The sequence below is a fragment of the Shewanella sp. SM29 genome (genome assembly GCF_025654245.1).
GTDB classification, from domain to species: Bacteria; Pseudomonadota; Gammaproteobacteria; order Enterobacterales; family Shewanellaceae; genus Shewanella; species Shewanella oncorhynchi.
This window is the reverse complement of record NZ_JAKKRN010000012.1, coordinates 78,481-103,965: the sequence shown is the minus strand read 5'-3', so window position 1 is coordinate 103,965 and position 25,485 is coordinate 78,481. Positions and strand designations below refer to the sequence as shown.

Below are 25,485 nucleotides of genomic sequence, written 5' to 3'. Positions count from 1 at the left end.
TTACCTTATATTACTCAATAACAGCAGGAGCGCTTGCCCTAGCATCGAATGGATGCCAACAGGGCAGCTTAATAGCAACACCAGAAATGTGCCGTGGATTCTAAACGATATCGACATAAACCGAAATCAGATCCTCAGCCACCAAACACTAGATGCAAAGGGATACGAATACTAAATGAGTGTAATAAAAGCAAAGGCCCATCATTTACCACCGAGTCATTTGGTAATCGACTTAATAAAAACATGTATTTCACTTGTAAAACAATATGTTGAATAAGCCATCCTTTATATGAAACTTGATCAAGATCACACTTTATCATTTCAAGTCTGTGCAGACTTTGCCGCATAAAAGCTCAACAGCATGCATAGATACTGAAGTTATCAATGCATATAACAGCGATAAGCACAGGAAAATGAAGATGAAAAAGAATCTACTGACGACGGCTATTATTTCTAGCCTCACACTCTATTCATTCACAGCACTCGCCGATGGCCCTGAATTCTATGGTCATGCTGATCTTGCCATTACCAATTCAGACACAGGTTATGCAACTCAAAACCAAAAGGAGGGCACTGTTCTTGAAAACAACTTCTCTTGGTTAGGCGTAAAAGGTTCTGAAGCTGTAAGCCCTTACTTTGACATCATTTATCAAATGGAATTTGGTGTCGAAAACTTTGATAACTCAAATAAAACCTTCAATGCCCGTAATACATTCCTAGGTATCAGAAGTGCCGCAGGTACGGCTTTAGTGGGTCGTAACGATACCGTATTTAAAGCAGCTGAAGGTAGCTTCGATCTTTTCGGTAATACCAATGCTGATATCGACTTACTGGTTGCAGGCCAAACACGCTCCGCCGATGGCATTTCTTACTATTCACCTAAAATTGCCGATCTCGTGACGCTTAATGCCACTTATCTGATGAGTGATAACTATGACCAAGTGGATAGCAATGGCAACGACGTGTATAGCAAAGATCAAATGTATGCTCTGAGCGCCACCTTAGGGGATAAAGCCTTTAAAGCACAAAACTACTATGTCGCTGCCGCCTATAGTGATGGTATTGATAATGTTGAAGCCTACCGTGGTGTGGCCCAAGCTAAATTCGGTGACGTAATCTTAGGTGCCTTATATCAACACAGTGAGCATGTAGATGATAAGTTTGCCAATCTCTCAGGCGATACCTATTTTGTCAACGCAGCCTACTTAATTGGCGACTTAAAACTAAAGATGATGTACGGCAAAGATGACTCAGGTCTAGGCAAGTACGTGAGCCGTTATGTTGGTGACCAAGACAACAGTGGCCTAGAACAGGTCCGTGATGTTGACCTGCAACAGTTCAGTGTGGGCGCAGATTACCGCCTGAGCACTAAGACTATGGTCTATGGTCACTACACGCGCTTCGATGGTGATCTTATGTTGGCCGATGTAAAGCAAGACCTGAATGACAACATCTTTACTGTCGGTTTACGCGTTGATTTTTAAATAGATTAATCAACTAACCCCAAGGTTATTTATTGATAAAAAAGCGGCTTCGGCCGCTTTTTCTGCTTAGATATCGCCCCCAAACACAAATCTATAACCAATATGACAGACTTGCTACAGCATTAGTATATGCTACAGTTACCCTCGCCGACGCACTATCTAAGGCAATCCGCCTTACCTACCACTTAAGTAGTAAGTGAAAAATAGAGTTTTACCCCTTTCAGGTAAATTTGCAGTCAAGATATAAGGAAAGATCCCAGAAATGGCCCGAATATAGGCAAGGAGAGCCAAAAACATGATCTGCGCCACAGCCTGCGAGTCGTAAAACTGTAAAAATCGGCGGCAACTTTGTTACCGACTCAGGTAGCAAATGCGTTAAACCACACAAAAACCATGAAAAATGGATAAGAACTTAGGTTCGAGGGAGCACAAAACATGAAAAAGACATTCATCTCTGCATCAGTTGCATCAGTATTGGCATTGGCTTCATTCGGTGCGCTAGCCGAAGGCCCAAGCTTCTATGGTCGTTTAGAGCTTGCTCTAACCCATACTGACACAGGTGCCACTCTACAATCAGGTACTAACGGCTTAGAAGCAAACTATGCCGATGAGAATAACGCAGGTACTTATTTAGAAAACAACTTCTCTCTATTAGGTGTTAAAGGTTCAGAAAAAATCGCTGATGGCTTTGACGTTATCTACCAAATGGAATTCCAAGTTGAAAACACTTCTGGTGCAGGTGATGTTTTCAAAGCACGTAACACTTTCTTAGGTTTAAAAACTAACGCTGGTACTGTGTTAGTGGGTCGTAATGACTCAGTATTCAAACAAGCCGAAGGTGCTGTGGATATTTTCGGTAACACTAACGCCGATATCGACCGTTTAGTCAGTGCCCAAACTCGTACTGCCGATGGTGCTTGGTACTATTCACCAAAAATTGCAGGCTTAGTGACATTAAACGCTAACTATCAATTTGATGATAACGACACTACAGCTAAGACTTCTGAAAGCCTATATGCATTAAGCGCAACTCTAGGTGACAGCAAGTTTAAAGAGCAGAATTACTATGCTGCAGTAGCCTATAACAAAGGCATCGCGGGTGTTGATGCATACCGTTTAGTTGGCCAAGCAAAATTCGGTCAATTCAAAGTTGGTGGTTTATTCCAAAACTCTGAAGATGTTGTGAACAATGACATCGAAGGTAACACTTACTTTGTTAACGTTTCTTATGATCTGAACGGTGTAAACCTGAAGGCTGAATACGGCATTGATGAAGCTGGTTTAGGTGGCGCTTACACTAAACTGGGCGGCGTAAAAGGTGCTGATGACATCAATTTCCAAAACTTCAACATTGGTGCTGATTATCGCTTAGCGAAATCAACTATGATCTATGGTCAATACGCTATGTACCGTGGTGATTTTACTGTTGCTAATGCTAAAACAGATCTACAAGATGACAACGTATTCTCTGTAGGCGTACGTTACGACTTCTAATCTCTTACCTAAGAGATAATAAAAACCTATTGTAGTAATACAGTAGGTTTTTTTATGGCTCAAATCTAATCCAAAAGCGCCAAAAATAAAAAACCACCTAAGCCAAACTAAGGTGGTTTTAGTTAACCCATTTAATTCTTTACAGCATTGAAACCATTACAAAGCATTAGATGCTCGCTAAAGCATCACCGCCGTCACCTAATTCAACGCTATCGACACGTTGTAATCCTCTAGGCAATTTTGCACCACGACGACCACGTTCACCTCGATAATGCTCAAGATCGCTTGGCTTCAGTGTGAGTTTGCGCTTACCTGCCCACAAGGTAACCGGCGTATCACTCGGCACTAATTGTAAATGCGTCATAAGTTCATCGCGATTCTTGGCCCTTTCGGTTGGTATGCCAATAATTTTATTACCTTTACCCTTGGATAATTGCGGTAACGCTTCTAGCGAAAACAGTAACATCCGCCCTTCGTTTGTAATCGCTAGCAGTGACATTTCTTTAGTGCGGTCGATCAACTTAGGCGTTAATGATTTAGCGTTTGTTGGTAGACTCAGCAAGGCTTTACCCGCCTTATTGCGCGACACCATATCGTTGTATGAACAAATAAAACCGTAACCCGCATCCGTTGCTAACAAGTAACATTGGTCTTCTTCACCCATCAACACATGCTGCATGGTTTCGCCAGGAGCCATATTGAAGCGAGTCGTAATAGGCTCACCTTGGCTACGGGCCGATGGCAGAGTATGGCTATCCGTCGCAAAAGCCCGCCCAGACGAATCAATAAACACTGCGGCCTGATTGCTACGTCCCATCGCGCTACATAGATATTGGTCGCCAGACTTATAGGAGAGCGACAAAGGATCGATATCGTGGCCCTTAGCACAACGCACCCAACCTTTTTCAGATAAGACAACAGTCACGGCTTCTGTCGGCGTTAACTCTTGTTCAGTTAATGCTTTGGACTCATTACGCAATACGATTGGCGAGCGACGATTATCGCCATAGGTTTCGGCATCTTGAATTAATTCTTTCTTGATCAACGTCTTCAAGCGACGCTCTGAGCCCAATAACTGCTCCAGTTTTTCGCGTTCGGCTTCAAGCTCATTTTGTTCGGCCGTGATCTTAAATTCTTCTAACTTAGCTAAATGCCGTAACTTTAACTCGAGGATCGATTCGGCTTGTTTATCACTGAGTGAAAAACGGGCCATCAACTCAGCTTTAGGATCATCGTGAAAACGAATAATCTCGATCACTTCATCAATGTTGAGGAAAGCGATCATTAGGGCTTCGAGTATATGTAACCGCGATACCACCTTGTCTAAACGATATTCTAAACGACGTTTAACCGTATCAACGCGGAACTCTAACCACTCAGTTAATAAGGTTTTCAACCCTTTAACTCGCGGACGCCCATCGAGACCCAGCACATTTAAGTTAACTCTAAAGCTCTTTTCTAAATCTGTGGTGGCAAACAAATGCGCCATCAGTTGATCGCAATCGACGCGATTGGAGCGAGGCACCACCACAAGACGCACTGGGTTTTCATGATCCGACTCATCGCGTAAGTCGGCCACCATAGGCAATTTCTTCGCCTGCATTTGACCGGCGATTTGCTCTAAGATTTTACCGCTACTGGCTTGATGCGGCAGCGCCGTGATGATGATTTCACCGCCATCGACAGTGTAAACCGCACGTGCTCTTAATGACCCACGGCCCGACTCATAAATTTTTGCAATATCGGCAGACGGGGTAATAATCTCGGCTTCAGTTGGATAATCAGGACCTGGTACAAAGGCCATCAATTGCTCGAGTTCAAGCTTAGGATCATCGAGCAATGCTACGCAGGCGGAGACTAATTCTCTCACGTTATGCGGCGGAATATCCGTCGCCATACCTACGGCAATACCAGTAATACCATTGAGTAAGATATGCGGTAAACGTGCAGGCAGTACTTTAGGTTCCTTCAAAGTACCGTCGAAGTTAGCACCCCACTCGACCGTACCTTGTCCCAGTTCACTGAGTAACACTTCAGAGAATTTAGAGAGACGTGCTTCGGTATAACGCATAGCCGCAAATGACTTAGGATCATCGGGGGCACCCCAGTTACCTTGGCCATCGACTAACGGGTAGCGATATGAAAATGGCTGCGCCATCAATACCATAGCCTCATAACAGGCACTATCGCCGTGAGGATGGTATTTACCTAATACGTCACCAACCGTACGAGCCGACTTTTTATGCTTAGATTGAGCCGATAAACCTAACTCACTCATCGCATAGATAATTCGACGCTGTACCGGTTTAAGTCCATCACCAATGTGTGGCAGGGCTCGGTCCATAATGACGTACATGGAATAGTTCAGATAAGCCTCTTCGGTAAAGCGCCGCAATGGCATTTGCTCTACCCCATCGAGACTTAACTTGATAGCGTCACTCATTTTCTTCTAGTTCCTGTGTTTCTTCAGTACTATCGCCCTTATAAAACAAGCGATACACGTTACCTTTTAAATCATCAGAGATGTACATAGCACCATCGGATGCCGATAACAGCGCAAAGGGTCGAGCAACGGGAAATTCACCGTCAAGGAAACTAACAACCGTTTCACGACTCACCACTTTTTGATCTTCAATCTTCAACATCACCACTTGATAGCCAACTTTACTCGAACGATTCCACGAGCCATTTTCGGCGACAAACAACTGATTATGGTAAATATCGGGAAATTGACTGCCGCGATAAAATGCAAGTCCCGTGGGTGCAACATGGGCTGGCAATTCATACATTGGCAGAGTGATTTTTAAATTTTTCGGTTTTTCATAGGCGGGTTCGACAACACTACTGGCATGTAAATAAGGGAAGCCATAATGACTCCCTATCACATCGATGCGGTTAATCTCATCGGGTGGCAAGTTGTCCCCCATCCAATCACGGCCTTGATCGGCAAACCATAATTTTTTGTCTATTGGCGACCAATCAAATCCACTTGCATCACGCACACCAGCCGCAATCTGCTCACTCGCGCCTGTATCGACATTGATCGCTATGATACTACTGTAAGGCACTGGCGCTTCACAGACGTTACAGGGCGCACCAATAGACACATATAAACGGCCATCTGGGCCAAAATTAATTGCCCGAGAACTTTTCTTCTCTGAGTAAGGCAAGTCACTGTAAATCTCTTTGGGTCGACTCGGGCGGCGCAATCTTTGCTCAATATCAACAAAGCGCACGATTTGATTTTCAGTGGCGACAAACAAGTCACCATTGTGGAATGCAATCGCATCGGGTGATTCAAGCCCTTTGGCTATCACATAGCGCTTATCGACACGACCATCTTGATTACTATCAACGAGAGCATGGATAGTGCCGCTCTTATTGGAACCGACAAATAAAGTGCCATTAGCCCCCATCGCCATCTGCTTAGCATCGCCAATATCCGAGGCATAAAGCGATAAACCAAACCCCTTAGCAACGGTAATCATGATCGATTGGGAACCCGCAAAGGCGCTATTGCAGAGCAATAACGTCACACTCGCTAAGAGCGTAAAACCGGCAGAAAACACCTTTAAGCAATTATAATTATTAGTTTTAATATACAACATTGTAATTTTCTTTATGCCTATGTTTTATTGTTATCGGCAATAGTGCACAACATTAAAGTAAAGCCATGTCACCCTTATCTTCAAGCCAGTTTTTACGGTCCGGCGAACGCTTCTTAGCGAGCAACATATCCATCAAAGCATCCGTTTCTTCGATGTCATCTATCGTCAACTGTACTAAACGACGGGTGTTTGGATCCATCGTTGTTTCACGAAGTTGTAAAGGATTCATCTCACCCAAGCCCTTAAAGCGGGTGACTTGTACCTTACCCTTTTTATTCTCAGCGGCAATACGGTCTAAAATACCCGCTCTTTCTGCCTCATCTAAGGCGTAATAAACCTCTTTGCCGATATCAATACGGAACAACGGCGGCATAGCAATATACACATGACCCTGCTCAACTAAGATACGGTAATGCTTCAAAAATAGCGCGCATAACAAGGTAGCAATGTGCAGTCCGTCTGAGTCGGCATCCGCAAGGATACAAATCTTGCCATAACGTAATTCAGAGATATCACTACTATCGGGATCGCAACCAATCGCGACCGAAATATCATGGACTTCCTGTGAAGCTAACACCTGTGAAGCATCGACTTCCCAGGTATTCAAGATTTTGCCACGCAGCGGCATGATGGCTTGAAACTCACGATCGCGGGCCTGTTTAGCACTACCACCCGCAGAATCCCCTTCCACGAGGAATAACTCTCCGCGCATCGGATCTTGGCCACTACAGTCTGTCAGCTTACCCGGCAGTGCAGGTCCCGAAGTCACCTTTTTGCGGGCCACTTTTTTGGCAGCCTTTAAACGACTCTGGGCATTATTAATGCACATTTCGGCTAAGGATTCAGCTAACTCGGTATTTGAGTTCAACCAGAGTGAGAATGCGTCACGCACAACGCCAGACACAAAAGCAGCACATTGGCGACTAGAAAGCTTTTCTTTTGTTTGACCAGCGAATTGCGGTTCTTGCATCTTCACCGACAATATAAACGCGGCGCGATCCCAGATATCTTCGGGTGAAAGTTTAATGCCACGGGGAATTAAATTTCTGAACTCACAGAATTCCCGCATCGATTCCAATAAACCTTGGCGGAAACCATTCACATGGGTACCACCGAGCGGAGTCGGAATTAAGTTAACATAACTCTCGCCAATAGATTCTCCGCCTTCAGGCAACCAAGTAATGGCCCAATCTGCGGCTTCTAGTTGGCCTTTAAAGCAACCCACAAACGGCTCTTCTGGCAATCTTAAATTGTCACCGATAGCCGCCTTTAAATAATCAGTTAGGCCGCTTTCATAGAACCATTCATGGACTTCGTTTGTCTGTTTATTGGTGAATTTAATCCGTAAACCTGGACACAGTACCGCTTTAGCCCGCAGCAGATAAATCAGTTTTGAATTTGAGAAGTTAGCCGAATCAAAATAGCCCGCATCGGGCCAAAAATGCACTCTAGTCCCCGTATTACGTCGACCACAGGTCCCTGTTGGGCGTAAATCTTCAACCTTAAATCCATTTTCAAAAGCGATGTCATACACTTGGCCATCACGGCGAACCGTGACTTCGACACGGCGCGACAAAGCGTTAACCACCGAGATACCAACACCGTGTAAACCACCGGAGAACTGATAGTTTTTATTCGAAAATTTACCGCCAGCATGCAATTTGGTCAGAATTAACTCAACCCCAGGAATGCCTTCTTCTGGGTGGATATCCACTGGCATACCACGGCCATCATCAGTGACTTCGAGGGAGTTATCTGTATGTAGAACAACTTCAATTTTTGTCGCGTGACCTGCCAATGCCTCATCGACACTGTTATCTATGACCTCTTGGCCCAAATGGTTCGGTCTGGAGGTGTCGGTATACATACCTGGACGGCGTTTAACAGGATCGAGTCCGTTGAGAACTTCAATGGCGTCAGAGGTGTATTGATTTGTCATAGGGCACGCTATAGGTTGTTATATCCGGCCATGTTGCGGCTCGGCATGTCAGTTTGTCAAGGTAAGTGTAAAAATTGGCTTACAGTTTGCAGATGCGACTCATAACCAACAAAGCTGTGATCACCACCCGCTTCAACTCGCAATTGACAGTGATGATACTTATTGACCGCTTCGCGATAATCCAGCACATCATCACCTGTCTGCAATAATACCAAAAAACGATCCGGATTGCGGATCACAGCCGTATTAAATTCAGCGACTTCAGACTTATGCTCAGGTAAGACAAGATAATGCTGTTCAGTGTAAGGATTGAATTGCGGCCCCATAAACTCATCGAACAACTCAAAGGGTTTTACCGCAGGATTAACTAACACCGCTTTGCCACCATAGGTTTCGGCTAAATAGCTGGCGAAATACCCGCCTAAAGATGAGCCTATATAAGCTAATGGCTCTTTGGCATCAATCGCCGCCTCAACATAAGCGGTTAAGAGCACCATCGCAGCCTTAGGCGTATTAGGCAATTGGGGCTGATGGAAGGCCACACTAGGGTGATGCTGCGCCATGTACTTAGCCGTCGTCACAGCTTTATCTGAAAATGGAGAGCTATTAAAACCGTGAATATAAAGCAGCATATTTCCTCAGGCTGCGGCTATTCGCGTTAATAACCGCTAGAGTTGTTGTCGGGGGAAAAATGGTTACCCGGTACGCGATACACTTTAGTGTTGATGCTACCATCGGCTTTCAACTCCAGCAAACGATAACCCGGTTGAACGCCATCCAAGGCAAAATAAGGCGATAACGGCTTAAATTGAATACAAGTGGAAGGTGTCGCCATCAACTGCAACGTGCCATGGGGCCCATTATGATGGGTATCAATACATTGGTGCACATGTCCCCAGAGCAATCCTTTGACCTGCGGATACTTTGCCACTCGCGCGATAAACTCGGCGCCATTGTCCATGCAGTGCTGATCCAGCCAAGTACAATTCACAACGATGGGATTGTGATGCATCACCAGTAAAGTATGGCATTCAGGATGTGCGGCAATGGCTTCATCAATTAATTCGAACTGAGTCTCGGCCATATTGCCGCCAGGCTTTCCCCGCACGGTTGAATCTAACATGAGGATTTGCCAGTTTCCCGCCAGAATACGCTGCTGCCCAAAAATCTGTTCACCCTGCATGTGCAGATACATGATCCGTGGATCGTCATGATTTCCAGGAAGATAATGGCAAGGTAAGCCAACGGGGGTGACTGCTTTCACAAATTGCTGATAGGACTCAGCCGAATAGTCTTGACTCAAATCGCCCGTGGCGAGCATCAAGTGAGCAGGATAGTCCACAGCTCTAATCGTATTTAATACGGCAGCAAAACTTTTGCTAGTATTAACTCCTAATAGCTGAGCTTCAGGATCGGCAAAAAGATGCGGATCTGTGACTTGCACGATACGCACGCTTTCCCCTTCAGCTATGGAGTAAGAGACAGCCTCTTTCAGCACATTGAATACCCAATTCTAAGACTGGCACACGACACTGTGTTGGTAACCAATCTTTAATAACTCTCCCAGGAATGCATTCACCTGGTACTTTTCATCACTTTGATACATGCGTACATTGGGATAATCATACACTGGGCGTAATTGGTAAATCTGTTGGCCAGTTAACACTTCTGCTAATTTAGCATCGTGATAAATTCTCACTAACACCTTGGGAGTATTGATAAACTCCTTGATTTCGATGGGACGAGATATCTCAACTAGCTGAGTATATTTGGTATTTTCTAAAATTCGCACTACTAATATACCAAACTCACCTTCGAGTCGCCATGACTCACCGATAGCTATCTCTAACGGTAACCATTTCAACATGTAACCATAATTACGCCCGCACAGTGCTAAAAAATCACTGACGTTGGGTTTATAGCGCCGTTTTAGACTCGAAGTAGCCAAATTCATCCCAACTTAAACCAGTTGCTGATAGTTCAATTGTAACCATTGTAATCCAATAACGGTCGACGCATTATCGATCTCACCCGCAACCACTCGCTCATAAGCTTGCTCGCGGCTCATGACATGCAATCGAATATCTTCGTGCTCTTCAGCTAATCCATGCAATCCACGGGCGTTGTTTGAATCGACATCAGCCCAATAGAAATAGAAACGTTCTGTACTACCACCTGGACTCGCTAAATAGCTATTTACACTGTGTATTTGCTTAGCCATTAAGCCAGTTTCTTCCATTAATTCTCGGTGTGCAACATCCAGAGGCGTTTCTGCGGGCGCAATCATACCCGCGACTAACTCAAGAAGCCAAGGAGATTTAGTGGTTGCTAATGCAGGAAAGCGTACCTGTTCAATGAGTACGACTTTATCTTGCTTGGCATCATAGGGAAGGACGACCACAGCATGACCCCGTTCAAACACTTCGCGAGTGACAGGTTTACTCCAGCCACCAGCGAATAATTTATGCTTGAAAGTGTATTCATCCATTGAGAAAAACCCTTGATAAAGGGATTTTTTTCCTAAGATCTCAATATCCGTTTGCGAAAAAACAGGGGGTTTCATACTCTATCCTTAAAAGTTAAATTTGCGCCTACAATCAAGGCAATTTGAGCACATTTTTAAAATAAAATCTGTTACACTTCGAATTTGACTTGAAAGTGTCAGAGTTCTTAGACTCTAGGTCATTAAGTTTTAGCTGTATCGGGAAGCGTCGGGAAGCGCAAACCGCCTTGGTAAAGGCATTACTTAGTCTAAACGAAGTTAAAATATTCCTCCGTGGGGGGATTTTGTCTAATAAGGACAGCAAATGAAATTTAAGATCCATAATTTATGCGCAGCATTAACACTTGCGGCTTCCGCTTCAGCGGTGCAAGCAGATGATTTGTTGCAAATTTATCAGCAAGCACTGACCAGCGACCCGCTCGTATTGCAAGCCCAAGCCCAGCGTAATGGTTTGTTTGAGAAAATCGAGCAAAACCGCGCTCCGCTGTTGCCAACCATTAGTGCAAACGTCGGTTATGACAAAGCTTGGAATGATCCGAAGGATGATGCAAGTGGTCTAGTAGGTAGCCTGAAATTAAATCAAGTCATCTATGATCACAGTGCTTGGGTTGGTTTAAGTCTTGCTGAGAAAGCCGCTTCTCAAGCTGATTCCGCTTATGCTTCAGCATTACAAAACTTGATTACTCGTATCACTAAAGCCTATTTCGATGTATTAACGGCGAAAGACAACTACGAGTTCCAAGGTGCAGAAAAACGCGCAATCGAGCGTCAACTTGAACAAACTAAACAACGTTTCGCAGTGGGTTTAACCGCGATTACTGATGTGCATGAAGCTCAAGCGCAATATGACTTAGCCTCAGCCACTGAAATTTTAGCCGAAAACACGCTCGCCAATAGTTATGAAGCCTTACGTGAAATCACCGGCATCGATCACAAGACGATTAATGTGTTAGATACCAACCGTTTCTCAGCCGTTACGCCAGCGCCAACGTCATCTAGCGAATGGTTAAAAATTGCTGAAACCAATAGTGTTGATTTAATGACTCAACGTATTGGTAAAGATATTGCCCAAGAGACCATTAAGCTTTATCAAGCAGGCCACATGCCGTCTTTAAGCTTAAATGCCGGTTACAACAAAGGTCTTGAGCAAAAAATGGGGAATCTCAACGAACCTGATTTTGATAATGTCAGCGTTGGTGTCAACTTAAGCATTCCGATTTTCGAAGGTTTTAAAGTCAGCTCACAAGTTAATGAAGCACAATTCCAGTATGTTGAAGCAAGTGAAAAGCTTGAGCAAATTTACCGTGGTGTAGTGAAAAACGTTCGTAATAACTACAACAACGTAGGTGCTTCTATCAGCTCAATCAAAGCTTATGAGCAATCGGTTATTTCATCAGAAAGTGCCCTAAAAGCCACTCAAGCGGGTTTCGAAGTGGGTACTCGTACTATCGTTGATGTTTTGAACCGTACCCGTGACTTGTACGACTCAAAACGTAAATTATCCGATGCGCGCTATAGCTACATCAACTCAGTAGTTGCACTAAAGCAAGCTGCGGGTACATTGAATGAAGATGATGTTATCGCCATCAATAATGGCTTGATTGCACAGTAACAACGCTCTCAGTCATTAAATATAAAAAAACCGCCATTTGGCGGTTTTTTATGCTTAGAAGTTAAAATCAACAAAATTAGAAGTTGATTTCAACACCCGCAAAATAACCTTTAAATTTAGTATCAGCACTCACACCCGAGAAATTACTCACATCGAATAAAAATTCACGGTAGCCTACACGTACCCGTGTATCGACGGCCAAACCATCAAATTGCCAACCTAAACCAATAGCATAGTCGTGCACGCTTGACTCATTAACGCCCTGCATCAAATCAGCAAAACCGTACAAGCCTAAGCCAGGCATACCTACATGCGTACTGGCGTAACCCATCACAATACCGCTATCGACATCTTTCTCTTCAGGATGGCCAGGGTCTTGAACACGCAGTGAACCATTCATTAACTTGTATGCTGCACCAAGGTCCAATGACACTATGTCGTTGTCCAATATTTCGTAATACAGCACGAAGTCTGTGTTACTCAAATCAGTATAAGCAGTCACATTACCTTTAAAATCATGACCATTGAAGTTGAAATCAGCACCAGACATGCTGCCTTTCTGATCTAGGCTATTTTCACGGATTTTAATGTTAGGGACAAATGGCAATGGGTGCTCAACTGCAATCCAATAACTGCCTTGAGCAGATGAACTGTAATCAAATGTTTGTTGTGGTTGACCTTTATCAGCAAAAGTACCGCTAGTATCGGCGCGCCAGTAATCACCACCAATCGTAAAACCAACCACAGTTGCCGCTTGGGCAGATGAGGCCATACAGAATCCTAATACCGCACTGGCGAGGAGAGTTTTTTTCATAATTAACCTTGAGATAGCAAGTTCGTTAAATCAATCACCGCGGCATTCGCACGCGACACATAGTTAGCCATAACCAATGAATGATTAGCGACTAAGCCAAAACCGCTGCCATTAAGTACAACAGGGCTCCAGACAGTTTGCTGAGTCGCTTCCAGTTCACGAATGATCTGTCTTAGGCTTACTTCAGCATTTTTCTTCTTCAATACGTCAGCAAAGTCAACTTCAACTGCGCGCATAAAGTTCAACAACGCCCATGAAGCACCACGGCTCTCATAGAAGACATCATCAATTTTCCACCAACTGGTTTTTACCTGATGGCTGGTCAAATTTGGGGTTGATTGACGCGCCGAATTGTCACCAGCTAGATCTGTATTTAAGCGCTCTTGGCCAACGCTGGCAGATAAACGCTGCGACATACTGCCCAGACGTTTCTGCACTTCTTTCAACCATTCATTAAGGTTGTCAGCACGGGCATAAAACTGTGCATCTTGATTATTAGGGTCCATCATGCGGGCACGATAAAGCTTCAGCAATTTGATTGCATCGCGATATTCGCTTTCGGCACTGGGTACTAACCAGCTAGTGTGGTCAATATTGAGCTTAGATTGGGCTTCGCCTAAATCTTTGTCCGCCGCAGATTGTGACTGTGAGCGGCTAAACTCTTTACGCATAATCAAGGCTAAATCACGGGCTTGCTCCAAAGCACCATATTCAAATGCGGGCATGTTATCCATGAAGATGGAAGGTGGCATCACATCGTTTGATAACCAACCACCTTGCTTATCGAGTAAATTTTCGACAGTGAGGATTAGCGATGTAGTGGTAGCGTACCCAACAATATTCTTATTGGATGCTGTTAATTGTTGAGGGCTAATCGGATCCGGTTCGATACTCCACCATACACTCACGCCATAACCGATTAATACTAAAAATAAACCGACCCCGGTAACTTTTTTCCATGTAATTTGCATCAAGCGACTCCTTAATGATGGTGATGATGCTCTTGCTCTGCGGCGTTTTCTGCTGCTTTACTAACAGGCAGGGTAATTGCCATTTTCTCGCCACCGTCAAACTCTAATTGCAGTTCAACTTGTTGCTCTAACACCAATGGCGCTTTTAAGCCAAGCAACATGACGTGATCCCCTGACGGCGTTAACGTTAATGTGCCATGGGAGGGGATGTCAAAACCTTCAACATGGCGCATCTTCACCATGCCTTGGTCTTCGATAATCGTGTGTAATTGGGCATCCTTTGCCACAGTCGTACTGACACCGATAAGACGAATCGCTTTATCTGTGTGGTTTTCAAGCGTAAAGTAAGCGGCAGTATTTGGTACTGTCTCAGGCATGGCGCGTATATGACCTTCAGTCATGACTACGTTCGCCAACGCTGAAAATGATGCACAAGATAAAACTAGACAATTAAACAGCTGTTTGAATATTGGTTTCAATGTCTTAAACTCCATGTCTACCCAATGTCGTCGTAAAGGAAACAACCCATGAGTCATATACAGGTTCAGGATGATCAGGGCGTGCGTATTATTAGCTTTAATCGCCCTGATAAACGCAATGCACTTGATCTTAATATGTATAAACAACTGACAGAATACCTGATCGAAGGTGAAGCAGACAACGACATTCGTGCCTTTATGCTCCATGGCCAAGATAATTGTTTCACCTCAGGCAATGATGTTGCTGACTTTTTGAAAAATAGTGACTTAGGGCCAAATCATCCCGCAGTACGTTTCTTATTTTGTCTGCTCGAACTCAAAAAACCTCTGGTGGCTGCTGTTTCTGGTGCCGCCGTCGGTATAGGTACAACCGTACTGCTACATTGCGATCTGGTATACGCTGACAACACGGCGAAATTTCAACTTCCCTTCGTCAACTTGGCTCTCGTGCCGGAAGCGGGGGCTAGCCTACTCTTACCAGAACTCATTGGTTATCAAAAAGCGGCTGAGTTACTGCTACTTGGTGAAAGTTTTAATGCCGAGACGGCCCATAGACTCAATATGATCAACGAAATTGTGGCCCATGAAGATTTACTCAGTTATGCATTATCTCAGGCAAAAAAATTGGCCAATCAACCGCCACAAGCACTACAAATCACACGTCAATTAATGCGTCCGCATAAAAATCGTGTACAGCACCAAATGCACCAAGAACTTGAACAATTTAGCGCTAGGCTAAAAAGTGAAGAAGCCAAAAGCAGATTTCAGGCTTTTTTGAAAAAGTAGCCTGCAAGGCAGTATGCACATACATGTCGCATGAGGGTCAAAGTGCCCTCTTGTTGATAGGTTTAATTGCAACATTTTAAATCAAAACAAGCCACTTATTAGCTCATAAACGCCAGCCATCACTGCATGATTAGGCTGGTTTTTTCCATTGATCAACTAACAATGCTAAAACAAAGTAAATTAGCAAACTCACACCCGGCATAAATACAATTGCACCAGCCCACACCGCACGAGTCCAAAAACAAGACCAACCAAATTTCCACGCCATGCCTGCAGCAACACCACACACTAACCGCTCTGGACTCTCCATACGCACTTTTAATCGTTTCATCTAAAACCTCGGCTCAGTTGATCGCTAACTTATTTATCATTAACACTATGCCACTGAAACCAGCAAATAATGCCTGAAAACAACGCAAGACTAATTACAGGTAACAGTAGCAATGTCATCAAAGGTGCTACAAACCACATAAGCAGATCCTTTACTTAGCGCTATATTCATCGGCACCTGCCGATTCACCTTTATTTTCAGCGTTTAAGCTAAGTTGACTGTTGAAGTCATACATACTTTCAGCCAGTTGTGTTTGCAATGACATCACAAATTCACGCTTTACACTGACGAATAATTCTTGTGTCTGTGCGGTCAATGTTTGCTCAATAGTTCCCACAACATCTGATATTGGTGCGGCTTCTGCGTGTGCTGCAACGCTACCGACTAACGCGCCTAATAACACACTCATTTGTACTGATTTTTTAATGGTTAACGTAAACATGATGGCATCCCTTTCGATTAATTAACTTGACGAAGGGACTATTACAAACTGCGTGCCAACTTATAAAAATATTTTTAAGATTATGATTTTAATCATTTTAAAAAAATTTATGTGGACAAGATGAGATATAGGGATGGATTGGAAAATAACAAGTGGTGAAAAATACTACTCAAATTAGTAAATTTCACCATCTTTTAAGTCGAGTGGAATTACTCTACAACTTCAGCCTGAATATTCTGAAAAGCCTGCTTTACCACTTCTATCCCAGTGCCGTTTTTATGGGCATTTTCACTCAAATAACGACGCCAAGCACGGGCACCTGGTAAACCTTGAAATAAACCTATCATATGACGAGTAATATGATTGAGCCGGCCACCAGACTGCAAATGCGCTTCAATATAAGGCAACATAGCCTCAATCACAGCCTCGCGGCTGATCACTGCTTTTTGACTGCCACACAATATTTGGTCCACCTGCGCCAGAATATAAGGATTCTGATAAGCCTCGCGCCCCATCATTACTCCATCGAGCTGCACTAAATGAACTTGTGCTTGCTCAAGAGTTGTTACGCCGCCATTAATACCAATATTAAGTGCAGGATAATCACGCTTAAGTTGATACACACGCTCATAATCGAGCAGCGGGATTTCGCGATTCTCTTTTGGGCTTAATCCTTGAAGCCACGCCTTACGCGCATGGATAGTAAAATCCGTACACCCTTTTGCACTGACCACATCAATAAACTGGGTTAAAAACGCATAACTATCTTGTTCATCAATTCCGATACGCGTTTTCACAGTCACAGGAATATCAACGACTTGTTTCATGGCGTCAACACACTCAGCCACTAACTCAGGTTCTGCCATCAAACACGCGCCAAAGCGACCATTCTGCACTCGATCGGAAGGACAACCCACATTGAGGTTAACTTCATCGTAGCCTCGCTCAGCAGCGAGTTTAGCGCAACGAGCCAAATCTAAGGGATTAGAGCCACCTAACTGCAACGCCAAAGGATGTTCTTCTTGGTTATATGCCAAGTAATCACCACGACCATGCAATATCGCTCCTGTTGTCACCATTTCCGTATACAACAAAGCATTAGCCGACATCAAACGTGCAAAATAACGATAATGACGGTCCGTCAAGTCCAACATGGGCGCAATGGAAAAGGTCCTAACGATTGGAATAGCTGATATAACAGGGTTTTTACTCATTTTAGATTGAATCATTACACTCACATTTTAAGCTGTTTTTACACATTTGTGCATTTGTCTAATTGCCGGGCATCCTGTGAGGTATCCCAAATTATAAGATTGAGCGCTCAAGATGGTGTTCCCAATAATTGACCTGAAAACACGTACTGAACAACACACTACAAATGCGTCGTTAGGGTGAAGCAAAAAGTGAGACAGTTTACAGCGAACATCGTACTTTTACAAAGTCAGCTAAGACACTCAAGGCCAAGACGCCTTTTTGATAGCACTCCACAATGCCGAAAATAGCCATATAAAATGGGATTACGTAAGACGCGATGGGATAGAGAGTTGAGTAGCAACGCCTTCTCACAAGTTCAAGTACTAATAAAAGTCGAGTTACTCCATAAAAAGGCTAAAAAACTTTGCAGCATCGGCACTCATGAGCCACTATGAATGGGGCTAATGCAGCCCATTTTTGTATGTATGAGACGTAAAACAACGCCATTTGACGATAAGCCTCTTCCAAACAAACTTATAAACCATGATACAAAACGGTCTAAACAATAAAGGGCACGGTTATATGGAGCTTTAGCGGCCTATAACTCAGATAAATGATAAGAATATCTTTAAATTAGCCTCACATTTATAGCTGTCTCATCTAAGCTGATAGAGTGTGATCAAGATTGCTGTCGATAAGCAACTTTTCTAATAGCCTTAAGCAATGCCATTACTCCATGGTTTAGGCTCAAAAGAGGACAAACTTAGGCATGAACGTTAATTTTATTAATCCTTTCCTCCAATCTTTGCTCAATGTCATATCTACGATGGCGAGCATGGATTTGACGCCGGGCAAACCCCAAATCAAAGTAGATAACTTAGCTAAGGGTGATGTATCCGGCCTAATAGGTCTTGTTGGACCCCAAACAAAAGGATCACTGTCGATTACCTTCGAACAAAAGCTTGTTTTGCAGATAATGCAGAATATGCTGGGCGAAAACCCGGGTAAAATTAACGAGGAAGTGACTGACTTAGTAGGCGAAATTACGAATATGGTGACTGGTGGCGCAAAAAATCTTTTGGGTCAAAAAGGCTATGAATTTGAAATGGCCACTCCTATGGTCGTATCAGGAAAAGGCCATACTATTTCCCATAAAGCTAATGGCACTAAGATTATCATGCCATTTACAAGCCCGCATGGTACTGCTTATATTGAAATATGTTTTGAAAACTAATAGCTTAAATGCATCAAGCCAGTCAGCTCAAAATACATTAAATATCCTGTCGCTCTGGATCTTATGTTTCATTCGCTTTTTTAAAGCCAGATAACAAAGATCAGAACAGCTGGTTTACCGTAACCTGAATTGAGATATTTTTATCGTCTATTTTGCCGCCTAACACCAGTTCAGCACAGCTTCATCCTCAGGTCCAAAACATATTGCGTCGCCAACGGTGAACTGCAAACCACTATTTCGCTTATCTCAGCCCTACAGGTTCGACACTTCTCTCGCTAACAAATAACTATAATTCATAGTGTTATTTGCAGTAACCATTCGTGTAGAGGCAATTATTCATCCTGACACTTTACATAAAAGAAAACGGTGTTTAATCACCGTTTTCTTGCTAAAAAGTGTCCCCAAATACTTCCATTTGTCAGGGTTAAGCTAAGCAAACCGCAACCCTTGGGGTGAGCTTAGTGACTAATTCATAAGCGATAGTACCGATATGTTCAGCGACTTCTTCAACGGGTAATGCTTTACCCCACAACAAAGCACTGTCGCCAACCTTATCTTGCGCATCTTGGCCTAAGTCGACAGTCAACATGTCCATAGAGACGCGGCCTACTATGGGTACGCGACGACCATTGACCCACACGGGTGTGCCTTCCGGTGCATTGCGAGGATAACCATCACCATAGCCAATCGCCACGACACCTAAACGGGTATCTTGCTTCGCGGTCCAGAAACAACCATAGCCCACTGGCTGATTGGCTTTATGATCCCGTACCGCAATCAACTGTGATACCAATTCCATCGCAGGAACTAGCCCGTGATTCGCACCGCAATCACCAGTAACAGGAGATACACCATAGAGTGCGATACCAGGACGGATCCAATCGCCTTGGCTCTGAGGCCAATACAAAGCACCAGCAGAGTTTGCTAAGGTTCTAAATCCGGGCAAGCCTGCCGTTAACGTATTAAAAGCCGCCATCTGTACTGAGGTATAGGTGTTTTCAGGCTCGTCCGCACAGGCAAAATGTGTCATCAAATGGATCGGTTTTGCCACATTGGGACAGGCCATTAACCTTGCGTAAACCGTTGAAAATTGTTCGGGCGTAAAACCTAAACGATGCATGCCTGAATCCACTTTAAGCCAGACAGTGACAGGTTTTGACAACACAGTTTGCTCTAACATTTCAAGCTGAGAGCTGTGGTGCACTACAGTGTCAATATCATGCCCGACGAGTAACGGGAGATCGGTGGCACGGAAAAAACCTTCTAGTAACAATAAACGCGCTGTCACGCCGCCCGCTCGTAATTCTAAGGCCTCATCCAATCGTGCTAGGCCAAAGCCATCGGCATTGACTAAACAATTAGCGACATTCAATAATCCATGACCATAACCGTTCGCTTTAACGACGGCCATCACACGACTCGCTGGTGCCTGTTGACGCAACGCAGCGAGATTGGTTTGCAGTGCACTACTGCTAATTTCTGCACGGGGAAAAGGGTTCAAAATTTACCTTGTTTACTCAGGAAATAAAAAGTCACGGATATAAAAAATACATCAATACAGCTCATCTTCTGCAAACGCAAACTGACTGTTTTTAAACGTCAATTAATCTTCTTCAAACTGCGGCCCAGCATAATTATCGAAACGCGAAAATTGCCCTTGGAAAGTGAGCCGCACCCGACCAATGGGGCCGTTACGTTGCTTACCAATGATGATTTCTGCCGTGCCTTTATCTTGAGAATCGTTGTTATACACTTCATCGCGATAAATAAACATGATGAGATCCGCATCTTGCTCGATAGCGCCCGATTCACGCAAATCCGAGTTAACAGGACGTTTATCGGCCCTTTGTTCGAGCGAGCGGTTAAGCTGCGACAGGGCAATAATCGGGATTTCCAACTCTTTGGCTAATGCTTTCAGCGAGCGTGAAATTTCAGAAATTTCTAAGGTACGGTTATCTTTTAAGGCGGGCACCTGCATTAACTGCAGGTAATCTATCATGATCATAGATAAACCACCGTACTCACGGGCAATACGACGCGCGCGGCTGCGAACTTCTGTCGGGGTTAATCCCGAACCATCATCAATATACATTTTGCCTTGCTCGAGCATGATACCCATGGTCGATGAAACCCGCGCCCAATCCTCGTCATCGAGTTGACCAGTACGGATCTTAGTTTGATCAACACGACCCAAGGAGGCCAGCATACGCATCATAATCTGTTCGGACGGCATCTCGAGACTGAAAATAAGTACGGGTTTATCTTCATTCATTGCGGCCTGTTCGCACAAGTTCATCGCAAAGGTGGTTTTACCCATAGAAGGACGCGCCGCAACGATAATCAAGTCACCGGACTGGAAGCCAGCGGTCATCTTATCCAAATCGTTAAAGCCACTCGATACTCCAGTCACACCGTTATGGGGGTTATTGTAAAGCTGTTCAATCTTATCGACGGTTTTTTCCAGAATGGTTTTGATACCTTCGGGACCTTCATTAGCATTGGTTCGCATCTCGGCGATCTTAAATACTTTACTCTCAGCCAGGTCGAGTAATTCACCCGAGTCCCGACCTTCTGGGTTATAGCCCGCATCGGCAATCTCATGCGCGACGCGGATCATGTCACGAACGACAGCACGTTCACGGACGATTTCAGCGTAAGATAAAATATTACCCGCACTTGGGGTATTTTTCGCAATCTCACCTAAATAGGCAAAACCACCGGCATCTTCTAATTGGTTCTCAACTTCGAGCTGTTCAGAAACAGTGATCAAATCGATCGGTTGCCCTAAATCGACCAATCTGTGCATGGCAGAAAAGATCATCTTATGTGAGCGAGAGTAAAAATCCTCTTTTACGACAGCCTCTGCGACCCTGTCCCACGCTTCGGCATCTAACATCAAGCCGCCTAATACCGATTGTTCAGCCTCAATTGAATGCGGTGGCAGCTTGAGTCCATCAAGCTGCAAATCTCTTGGCTTACTTTTAGGCTTAAAAGCACCTTGTTGTGACATTAACGCTCCCGATTTCCAACAACTTAACAAAATATGATATAAAACCCGCGTCAAGCAAACAGGATGTTTACACTCGCCTGTTATTTCATTCCAACGGACACTCTAACAATCAATAAGGAAAGAACATGCGTATTGCATTGGTTGCGGCCTTAGTACTGACATCCGGCATAGCAACTGCCGACGAAGGACAATGGCAACCTTATCAAATGCCTTCAATTGCAGACAAACTCAGTGAACGCGGAATCGATATTCCGGCAGAAAAACTGGCCGATCTGACAAGTTATCCAATGAACGCCGTGGTTGGGTTGGGCTATTGTACCGCCAGTTTTGTCTCCCCCCAAGGGCTAGTTGTGACAAACCACCATTGTGCCTACAAGGCGATACAATATAACACTAAGCAAGAGCATAACTACCTAGAACAAGGCTTTTTAGCAACATCGATGGACAAGGAGCCCTCTGCCGGTCCTAACGAACGTTTATACATCACAGAAGCAGTGACCAATGTCACCGAGCAAATCAATAAAGACCTCAGCCAAGACCCGCTAAGTCGTTACGAAGACATTCAAAATCACAGTAAAGCGCTCATCAAAAGCTGTGAAGCCGATGCTAACTATCGTTGTAATGTGCGCAGTTTCCATAACGGCTTAGAATACTACTTAATCAAGCAATTGATGATCCGCGATGTGCGCTTAGTCTACGCACCACCTGAAAGTGTTGGGGGCTATGGTGGCGATATTGATAACTATGAATATCCACGCCATTCGGGTGATTTTGCCTTCCTACGGGCTTATGTTGGTAAAGATGGCAAACCTGCCGCGTATAGCGACGATAACATTCCTTACCAACCAAAGAGCTACCTTAAGGTCAATGCCGATGGCGTAAAAGCCGGTGATGGCGTGTTTGTGGCGGGTTACCCAGGCACGACTAGCCGTTACAATCTGACCAGTGAACTTAAATTTGCCAGTGATTGGTTGTACCCAACCCAAGCTAAGCGCTATCAATTACAGATTGATACTATCGAGGCTATGGGACAAAAAGATGCCGATATCGCCATTAAGTACGCAGGTAATATGGCCTCAATGGCCAACCGGATGAAGAAACTCAACGGCCTATTAGCGGGTTTTAAAGCAACGGATATCATTGGCATTAAGCAAAGCCGTGAAGATAATTTTTTAGCTTGGCTTAAACAAAACCCTAAGCTAAATCAAAATCTCATTGCTGAGTTAGAAGTGTTACTCGCCGAGCAACAACAAGCATTCCAAAGTAATTACTACTTTACCAATGCTCAATCTAGCACATTGTTAACCGCAGCAAACAGCCTCTACCGTCTTGCTAAAGAAAAACAAAAGCCCGATGCCGAGCGTGAGCAAGGCTACCAAGAACGTGATATTGCTATGCTAAGCTCACGTCTTAAACGTATCGATTCAAGTTTTGATGTCACTGTTGATAAGACTTTGTGGCTACAGGATTTAAATGCTTACCTTAGCCAATCAAATCGCGTAGCAGCACTCGATGAGATGCTAAATGTGAACACGAAAGATGCCGATCTCGCAGCTAAACTCGATGGTTTGTACTCACTCACTACGCTCACAGACCAAGCTAAGCGCCTTGCGTGGATGAATGCCGATGCTAGCGCTTTCGAAACCAGTGCAGATCCCTTTATTCGTTTAGCCGTAGCACTTTACGACACGAATATGGCACAGGAAAAATCAGAAAAAATCTTAGACGGCAAGCTATCTAGTGCTCGCCCTGATTATATCGCGGCTGTGATCGAATACTACAAAGCAAACAACTGGCCAGTCTACCCTGACGCCAACGGTACGCTACGGATCAGCTATGGCATGGTTGATGGTTATCAATCACGTGATGCGCTCTATAAACAGCCGTTTACTCGTCTTGATGGCATAGTCGCAAAACACACAGGCGTTGAGCCCTATAATGCGCCGAAAAAACTCCTCGATGCGATTAGCGAACAACGTTTTGGCGATCATCTGGTGAAGTCGGTTTATCAAGATCCCCGAAGCTGGATTTGCAGACTCTTCTCTTGTTTAGATAAACCAGAGGAATTTAACTCAGTACCGGTTAATTTCTTATCCAGCGTGGACACCACAGGTGGTAACTCTGGTTCACCAGTCTTCAACGGAAAAGGTGAGTTAGTGGGCCTTAACTTCGACTCAACCTATGAAGCTATCACTAAAGATTGGTTCTTCAACCCAACCATCACCCGTGCAGTGCACGTGGATATTCGCTATATCCTGTGGATGATGGATGAAGTGGACCATGCCGATAACTTAATCCAAGAATTGGATTTAGTGAGAAATTAATACTCTGAGCCAAACACGGATTTAACCCATCTAGTCAAAAGCCGCTCACTGTCATGACAGTGAGCGGCTTTTATTTGGGCTAGTATTTTAAAGGCGGATACGCTTTGAGACTGAATGAGTAGACATATCACTTGCCGCATTATACCAATCGTATTAAATATCTGTTAATTCAGCGGGAGTTCAAAGCGCTTTAGACAAGGCGAAGGCTTGAAGGCATAGTGGTGCTCTGTCGAAAGCCTTAAACGCAGTATAAAGCGCTTTGCCATGCCGTTAACATCAGCCGCCCTTCGGGAGCCTCACAGGTATCCCACTCCCGTGTTGCATTGACTTAAAAGGGAATAACCATTTCTGCGTCAATGCGCCTTGGATTGAGATGCCTGTGAGGCTCTGAACTGATTAGATATTTAATGTGATTGGTATTAATCCATAGCAAACCAATATCAAACCATATTGACCACAGCTAAATACTGAATTTCAGCCATAAAAAAACACCGCCGAAGCGGTGTTTCTCTTAAGATTAAAGCAAGGAGTAATTAAGCTTCTGCAACGATAGAAACTTTAACAACAGCTTTAACTTCAGTGTGTAACTGAACTTCAACTTCGAAGTCGCCAGTAGTACGCAGAGCGCCTAATGGTAAACGAACTTCTGATTTAGCCAGCTCAACACCAGCAGCAGTCACTGCATCAGCGATGTCACGGTTGCCAACTGAACCAAACAGTTTGCCTTCATCACCCGCTTTAGAAGCAATAACAACAGCTTCCAGTGCAGTGATTTTCTCAGCACGTAGGTTAGCAGCAGCTAATTCAGCAGCTAATTTAGCTTCTAATTCAGCGCGACGAGCTTCAAATACTTTAACGTTGCTTTCGTTAGCAACAACAGCTTTACCTTGTGGCAAAAGGTAGTTACGAGCGTAACCAGCTTTAACAGTAACTTGGTCACCCAAGTTGCCTAGGTTAGCGATTTTATCAAGCAGAATAACGTTCATTATCAAATCCTCTATATTCGATTAGGAATACTGCAATTACTGATGTAAATCAGTGTATGGCAGTAGAGAAAGATAACGAGCACGCTTGATAGCGCGAGCTAGTTGGCGCTGATATTTAGCACTAGTACCAGTGATACGGCTAGGAACAATCTTGCCGCTTTCAGTGATGTAGTTCTTTAAAGTAACGATATCTTTGTAATCAATTTCTGCAACACCTTCAGCGGTGAAACGGCAGAACTTGCGACGACGGAAATAACGTGCCATGTTGACAGTC

General features: G+C 44.1%; 23 protein-coding genes. 6 read left to right on the top strand and 17 right to left on the bottom strand.

Going from position 1 to position 25,485, the window contains the following annotated elements; all coding sequences use genetic code 11:
- Nucleotides 1-419: 419 nt before the first annotated feature.
- The gene (locus L5L77_RS10585; protein WP_113941534.1) at nucleotides 420-1,484 is read left to right on the top strand and encodes a porin; all 1,065 of its coding nucleotides are present in this window, start codon (nucleotides 420-422) and stop codon (nucleotides 1,482-1,484) included.
- Nucleotides 1,485-1,919: 435 nt separating this feature from the next.
- Entirely contained in the window at nucleotides 1,920-2,978 is a 1,059-nt protein-coding gene (locus L5L77_RS10580) for a porin (protein WP_105251476.1), read from the top strand.
- Nucleotides 2,979-3,144: 166 nt separating this feature from the next.
- Here the strand turns inward: L5L77_RS10580 and parC are convergent, their stop codons facing one another.
- The 7 genes from parC to nudF are packed head-to-tail and all read right to left on the bottom strand — an operon-like array spanning nucleotide 3,145 to nucleotide 11,088.
- Complete coding sequence (gene parC, locus L5L77_RS10575; protein WP_198573784.1) at nucleotides 3,145-5,421, bottom strand: DNA topoisomerase IV subunit A; 2,277 nt, start codon at nucleotides 5,419-5,421, stop codon at nucleotides 3,145-3,147.
- On the bottom strand, nucleotides 5,414-6,586 hold the full coding sequence (locus tag L5L77_RS10570) for a PQQ-dependent sugar dehydrogenase (protein ID WP_105251474.1): 1,173 nt from the start codon (nucleotides 6,584-6,586) through the stop codon (nucleotides 5,414-5,416). Before L5L77_RS10570 ends, parC begins: the two co-directional genes overlap by 8 nt.
- A 52-nt stretch (nucleotides 6,587-6,638) precedes the next feature.
- Nucleotides 6,639-8,525, bottom strand: coding sequence for a DNA topoisomerase IV subunit B (parE, locus tag L5L77_RS10565; protein WP_263181661.1), 1,887 nt, complete (start codon nucleotides 8,523-8,525; stop codon nucleotides 6,639-6,641).
- Between the two features lie 56 nt (nucleotides 8,526-8,581).
- The gene (locus L5L77_RS10560; protein WP_263185673.1) at nucleotides 8,582-9,157 is read right to left on the bottom strand and encodes a YqiA/YcfP family alpha/beta fold hydrolase; all 576 of its coding nucleotides are present in this window, start codon (nucleotides 9,155-9,157) and stop codon (nucleotides 8,582-8,584) included.
- 26 nt (nucleotides 9,158-9,183) lie between these two features.
- Nucleotides 9,184-10,023: a 3',5'-cyclic-AMP phosphodiesterase gene (gene cpdA, locus L5L77_RS10555; protein WP_105251471.1), complete on the bottom strand. Its 840-nt coding sequence runs from the start codon at nucleotides 10,021-10,023 to the stop codon at nucleotides 9,184-9,186.
- A 15-nt stretch (nucleotides 10,024-10,038) separates the two neighbouring features.
- Nucleotides 10,039-10,479, bottom strand: a complete 441-nt coding sequence (locus L5L77_RS10550) for a DUF1249 domain-containing protein (protein WP_263222697.1) — start codon at nucleotides 10,477-10,479, stop codon at nucleotides 10,039-10,041.
- 6 nt (nucleotides 10,480-10,485) lie between these two features.
- Nucleotides 10,486-11,088 carry an ADP-ribose diphosphatase gene (gene nudF / locus L5L77_RS10545; RefSeq protein ID WP_263191675.1) on the bottom strand — a complete coding sequence of 201 codons (603 nt, stop codon included), beginning with the start codon at nucleotides 11,086-11,088 and terminating at the stop codon, nucleotides 10,486-10,488.
- A 244-nt stretch (nucleotides 11,089-11,332) separates the two neighbouring features.
- On the opposite strand from nudF, the gene tolC reads away from it, so the two are divergent.
- Nucleotides 11,333-12,640, top strand: coding sequence for an outer membrane channel protein TolC (tolC, locus tag L5L77_RS10540; protein ID WP_105251469.1), 1,308 nt, complete (start codon nucleotides 11,333-11,335; stop codon nucleotides 12,638-12,640).
- Between the two features lie 76 nt (nucleotides 12,641-12,716).
- Here tolC and L5L77_RS10535 read toward each other — a convergent pair whose 3' ends face one another.
- Genes L5L77_RS10535 through L5L77_RS10525 form a run of 3 tightly spaced genes read right to left on the bottom strand, consistent with a single transcriptional unit; the run spans nucleotide 12,717 to nucleotide 14,919 of the window.
- Nucleotides 12,717-13,454, bottom strand: coding sequence for a TIGR04219 family outer membrane beta-barrel protein (locus tag L5L77_RS10535; RefSeq protein ID WP_028761742.1), 738 nt, complete (start codon nucleotides 13,452-13,454; stop codon nucleotides 12,717-12,719).
- Nucleotides 13,455-13,456: 2 nt separating this feature from the next.
- Entirely contained in the window at nucleotides 13,457-14,425 is a 969-nt protein-coding gene (locus L5L77_RS10530) for a DUF2333 family protein (RefSeq protein ID WP_105251468.1), read from the bottom strand.
- Nucleotides 14,426-14,436: 11 nt separating this feature from the next.
- The gene (locus L5L77_RS10525) at nucleotides 14,437-14,919 is read right to left on the bottom strand and encodes a copper chaperone PCu(A)C (protein ID WP_028761867.1); all 483 of its coding nucleotides are present in this window, start codon (nucleotides 14,917-14,919) and stop codon (nucleotides 14,437-14,439) included.
- Between the two features lie 33 nt (nucleotides 14,920-14,952).
- Between L5L77_RS10525 and L5L77_RS10520 the strand changes: the two genes are divergently transcribed.
- Nucleotides 14,953-15,690, top strand: coding sequence for an enoyl-CoA hydratase (locus tag L5L77_RS10520; protein WP_263146715.1), 738 nt, complete (start codon nucleotides 14,953-14,955; stop codon nucleotides 15,688-15,690).
- Between the two features lie 130 nt (nucleotides 15,691-15,820).
- Here L5L77_RS10520 and L5L77_RS10515 read toward each other — a convergent pair whose 3' ends face one another.
- The 3 genes from L5L77_RS10515 to dusA form a co-directional block, all read right to left on the bottom strand.
- Complete coding sequence (locus L5L77_RS10515; RefSeq protein ID WP_263185670.1) at nucleotides 15,821-16,021, bottom strand: PspC domain-containing protein; 201 nt, start codon at nucleotides 16,019-16,021, stop codon at nucleotides 15,821-15,823.
- A gap of 151 nt (nucleotides 16,022-16,172) precedes the next feature.
- Nucleotides 16,173-16,463 (bottom strand): hypothetical protein, encoded by a 291-nt coding sequence (locus tag L5L77_RS10510; RefSeq protein WP_263185669.1) that lies wholly within the window; start codon nucleotides 16,461-16,463, stop codon nucleotides 16,173-16,175.
- A gap of 209 nt (nucleotides 16,464-16,672) precedes the next feature.
- Entirely contained in the window at nucleotides 16,673-17,692 is a 1,020-nt protein-coding gene (dusA, locus tag L5L77_RS10505; protein ID WP_263222696.1) for a tRNA dihydrouridine(20/20a) synthase DusA, read from the bottom strand.
- Nucleotides 17,693-18,426: 734 nt separating this feature from the next.
- Here dusA and L5L77_RS10500 point away from each other — a divergent pair.
- Nucleotides 18,427-18,891 carry a chemotaxis protein CheX gene (locus tag L5L77_RS10500; RefSeq protein ID WP_105251417.1) on the top strand — a complete coding sequence of 155 codons (465 nt, stop codon included), beginning with the start codon at nucleotides 18,427-18,429 and terminating at the stop codon, nucleotides 18,889-18,891.
- A gap of 424 nt (nucleotides 18,892-19,315) precedes the next feature.
- Here the strand turns inward: L5L77_RS10500 and alr are convergent, their stop codons facing one another.
- Both alr and dnaB read right to left on the bottom strand, forming a co-directional pair.
- Nucleotides 19,316-20,392: an alanine racemase gene (alr, locus tag L5L77_RS10495; protein WP_263142828.1), complete on the bottom strand. Its 1,077-nt coding sequence runs from the start codon at nucleotides 20,390-20,392 to the stop codon at nucleotides 19,316-19,318.
- A gap of 102 nt (nucleotides 20,393-20,494) precedes the next feature.
- The gene (gene dnaB, locus L5L77_RS10490; RefSeq protein ID WP_105251415.1) at nucleotides 20,495-21,901 is read right to left on the bottom strand and encodes a replicative DNA helicase; all 1,407 of its coding nucleotides are present in this window, start codon (nucleotides 21,899-21,901) and stop codon (nucleotides 20,495-20,497) included.
- Nucleotides 21,902-22,026: 125 nt separating this feature from the next.
- Between dnaB and L5L77_RS10485 the strand changes: the two genes are divergently transcribed.
- Complete coding sequence (locus L5L77_RS10485; RefSeq protein WP_263222694.1) at nucleotides 22,027-24,225, top strand: S46 family peptidase; 2,199 nt, start codon at nucleotides 22,027-22,029, stop codon at nucleotides 24,223-24,225.
- A 533-nt stretch (nucleotides 24,226-24,758) separates the two neighbouring features.
- Here L5L77_RS10485 and rplI read toward each other — a convergent pair.
- Together rplI and rpsR are read right to left on the bottom strand one after the other, a co-directional pair.
- Nucleotides 24,759-25,211: a 50S ribosomal protein L9 gene (rplI, locus tag L5L77_RS10480; protein WP_113939970.1), complete on the bottom strand. Its 453-nt coding sequence runs from the start codon at nucleotides 25,209-25,211 to the stop codon at nucleotides 24,759-24,761.
- Between the two features lie 36 nt (nucleotides 25,212-25,247).
- Nucleotides 25,248-25,475, bottom strand: a complete 228-nt coding sequence (gene rpsR / locus L5L77_RS10475) for a 30S ribosomal protein S18 (RefSeq protein WP_006083042.1) — start codon at nucleotides 25,473-25,475, stop codon at nucleotides 25,248-25,250.
- Nucleotides 25,476-25,485 lie beyond the last annotated feature (10 nt).

Excerpts from the sequence above, each read along its gene's own strand:
- L5L77_RS10580 (WP_105251476.1), top strand. The coding sequence starts at position 1,920 with ATGAAAAAGACATTCATCTCTGCATCAGTTGCATCAGTATTGGCATTG.
- L5L77_RS10515 (WP_263185670.1), bottom strand. The coding sequence starts at position 16,021 with ATGAAACGATTAAAAGTGCGTATGGAGAGTCCAGAGCGGTTAGTGTGT.
- L5L77_RS10500 (WP_105251417.1), top strand. The coding sequence starts at position 18,427 with ATGAACGTTAATTTTATTAATCCTTTCCTCCAATCTTTGCTCAATGTC.
- dnaB (WP_105251415.1), bottom strand. The coding sequence starts at position 21,901 with ATGTCACAACAAGGTGCTTTTAAGCCTAAAAGTAAGCCAAGAGATTTG.
- parE (WP_263181661.1), bottom strand. The coding sequence starts at position 8,525 with ATGACAAATCAATACACCTCTGACGCCATTGAAGTTCTCAACGGACTC.
- tolC (WP_105251469.1), top strand. The coding sequence starts at position 11,333 with ATGAAATTTAAGATCCATAATTTATGCGCAGCATTAACACTTGCGGCT.
- parC (WP_198573784.1), bottom strand. The coding sequence starts at position 5,421 with ATGAGTGACGCTATCAAGTTAAGTCTCGATGGGGTAGAGCAAATGCCA.
- nudF (WP_263191675.1), bottom strand. The coding sequence starts at position 11,088 with ATGAAACCCCCTGTTTTTTCGCAAACGGATATTGAGATCTTAGGAAAA.
- L5L77_RS10485 (WP_263222694.1), top strand. The coding sequence starts at position 22,027 with ATGCGTATTGCATTGGTTGCGGCCTTAGTACTGACATCCGGCATAGCA.
- L5L77_RS10525 (WP_028761867.1), bottom strand. The coding sequence starts at position 14,919 with ATGGAGTTTAAGACATTGAAACCAATATTCAAACAGCTGTTTAATTGT.
- L5L77_RS10570 (WP_105251474.1), bottom strand. The coding sequence starts at position 6,586 with ATGTTGTATATTAAAACTAATAATTATAATTGCTTAAAGGTGTTTTCT.
- L5L77_RS10560 (WP_263185673.1), bottom strand. The coding sequence starts at position 9,157 with ATGCTGCTTTATATTCACGGTTTTAATAGCTCTCCATTTTCAGATAAA.
- L5L77_RS10530 (WP_105251468.1), bottom strand. The coding sequence starts at position 14,425 with ATGCAAATTACATGGAAAAAAGTTACCGGGGTCGGTTTATTTTTAGTA.
- L5L77_RS10550 (WP_263222697.1), bottom strand. The coding sequence starts at position 10,479 with ATGAATTTGGCTACTTCGAGTCTAAAACGGCGCTATAAACCCAACGTC.
- rpsR (WP_006083042.1), bottom strand. The coding sequence starts at position 25,475 with ATGGCACGTTATTTCCGTCGTCGCAAGTTCTGCCGTTTCACCGCTGAA.
- L5L77_RS10585 (WP_113941534.1), top strand. The coding sequence starts at position 420 with ATGAAAAAGAATCTACTGACGACGGCTATTATTTCTAGCCTCACACTC.
- dusA (WP_263222696.1), bottom strand. The coding sequence starts at position 17,692 with ATGATTCAATCTAAAATGAGTAAAAACCCTGTTATATCAGCTATTCCA.
- L5L77_RS10510 (WP_263185669.1), bottom strand. The coding sequence starts at position 16,463 with ATGTTTACGTTAACCATTAAAAAATCAGTACAAATGAGTGTGTTATTA.
- rplI (WP_113939970.1), bottom strand. The coding sequence starts at position 25,211 with ATGAACGTTATTCTGCTTGATAAAATCGCTAACCTAGGCAACTTGGGT.
- L5L77_RS10520 (WP_263146715.1), top strand. The coding sequence starts at position 14,953 with ATGAGTCATATACAGGTTCAGGATGATCAGGGCGTGCGTATTATTAGC.
- L5L77_RS10535 (WP_028761742.1), bottom strand. The coding sequence starts at position 13,454 with ATGAAAAAAACTCTCCTCGCCAGTGCGGTATTAGGATTCTGTATGGCC.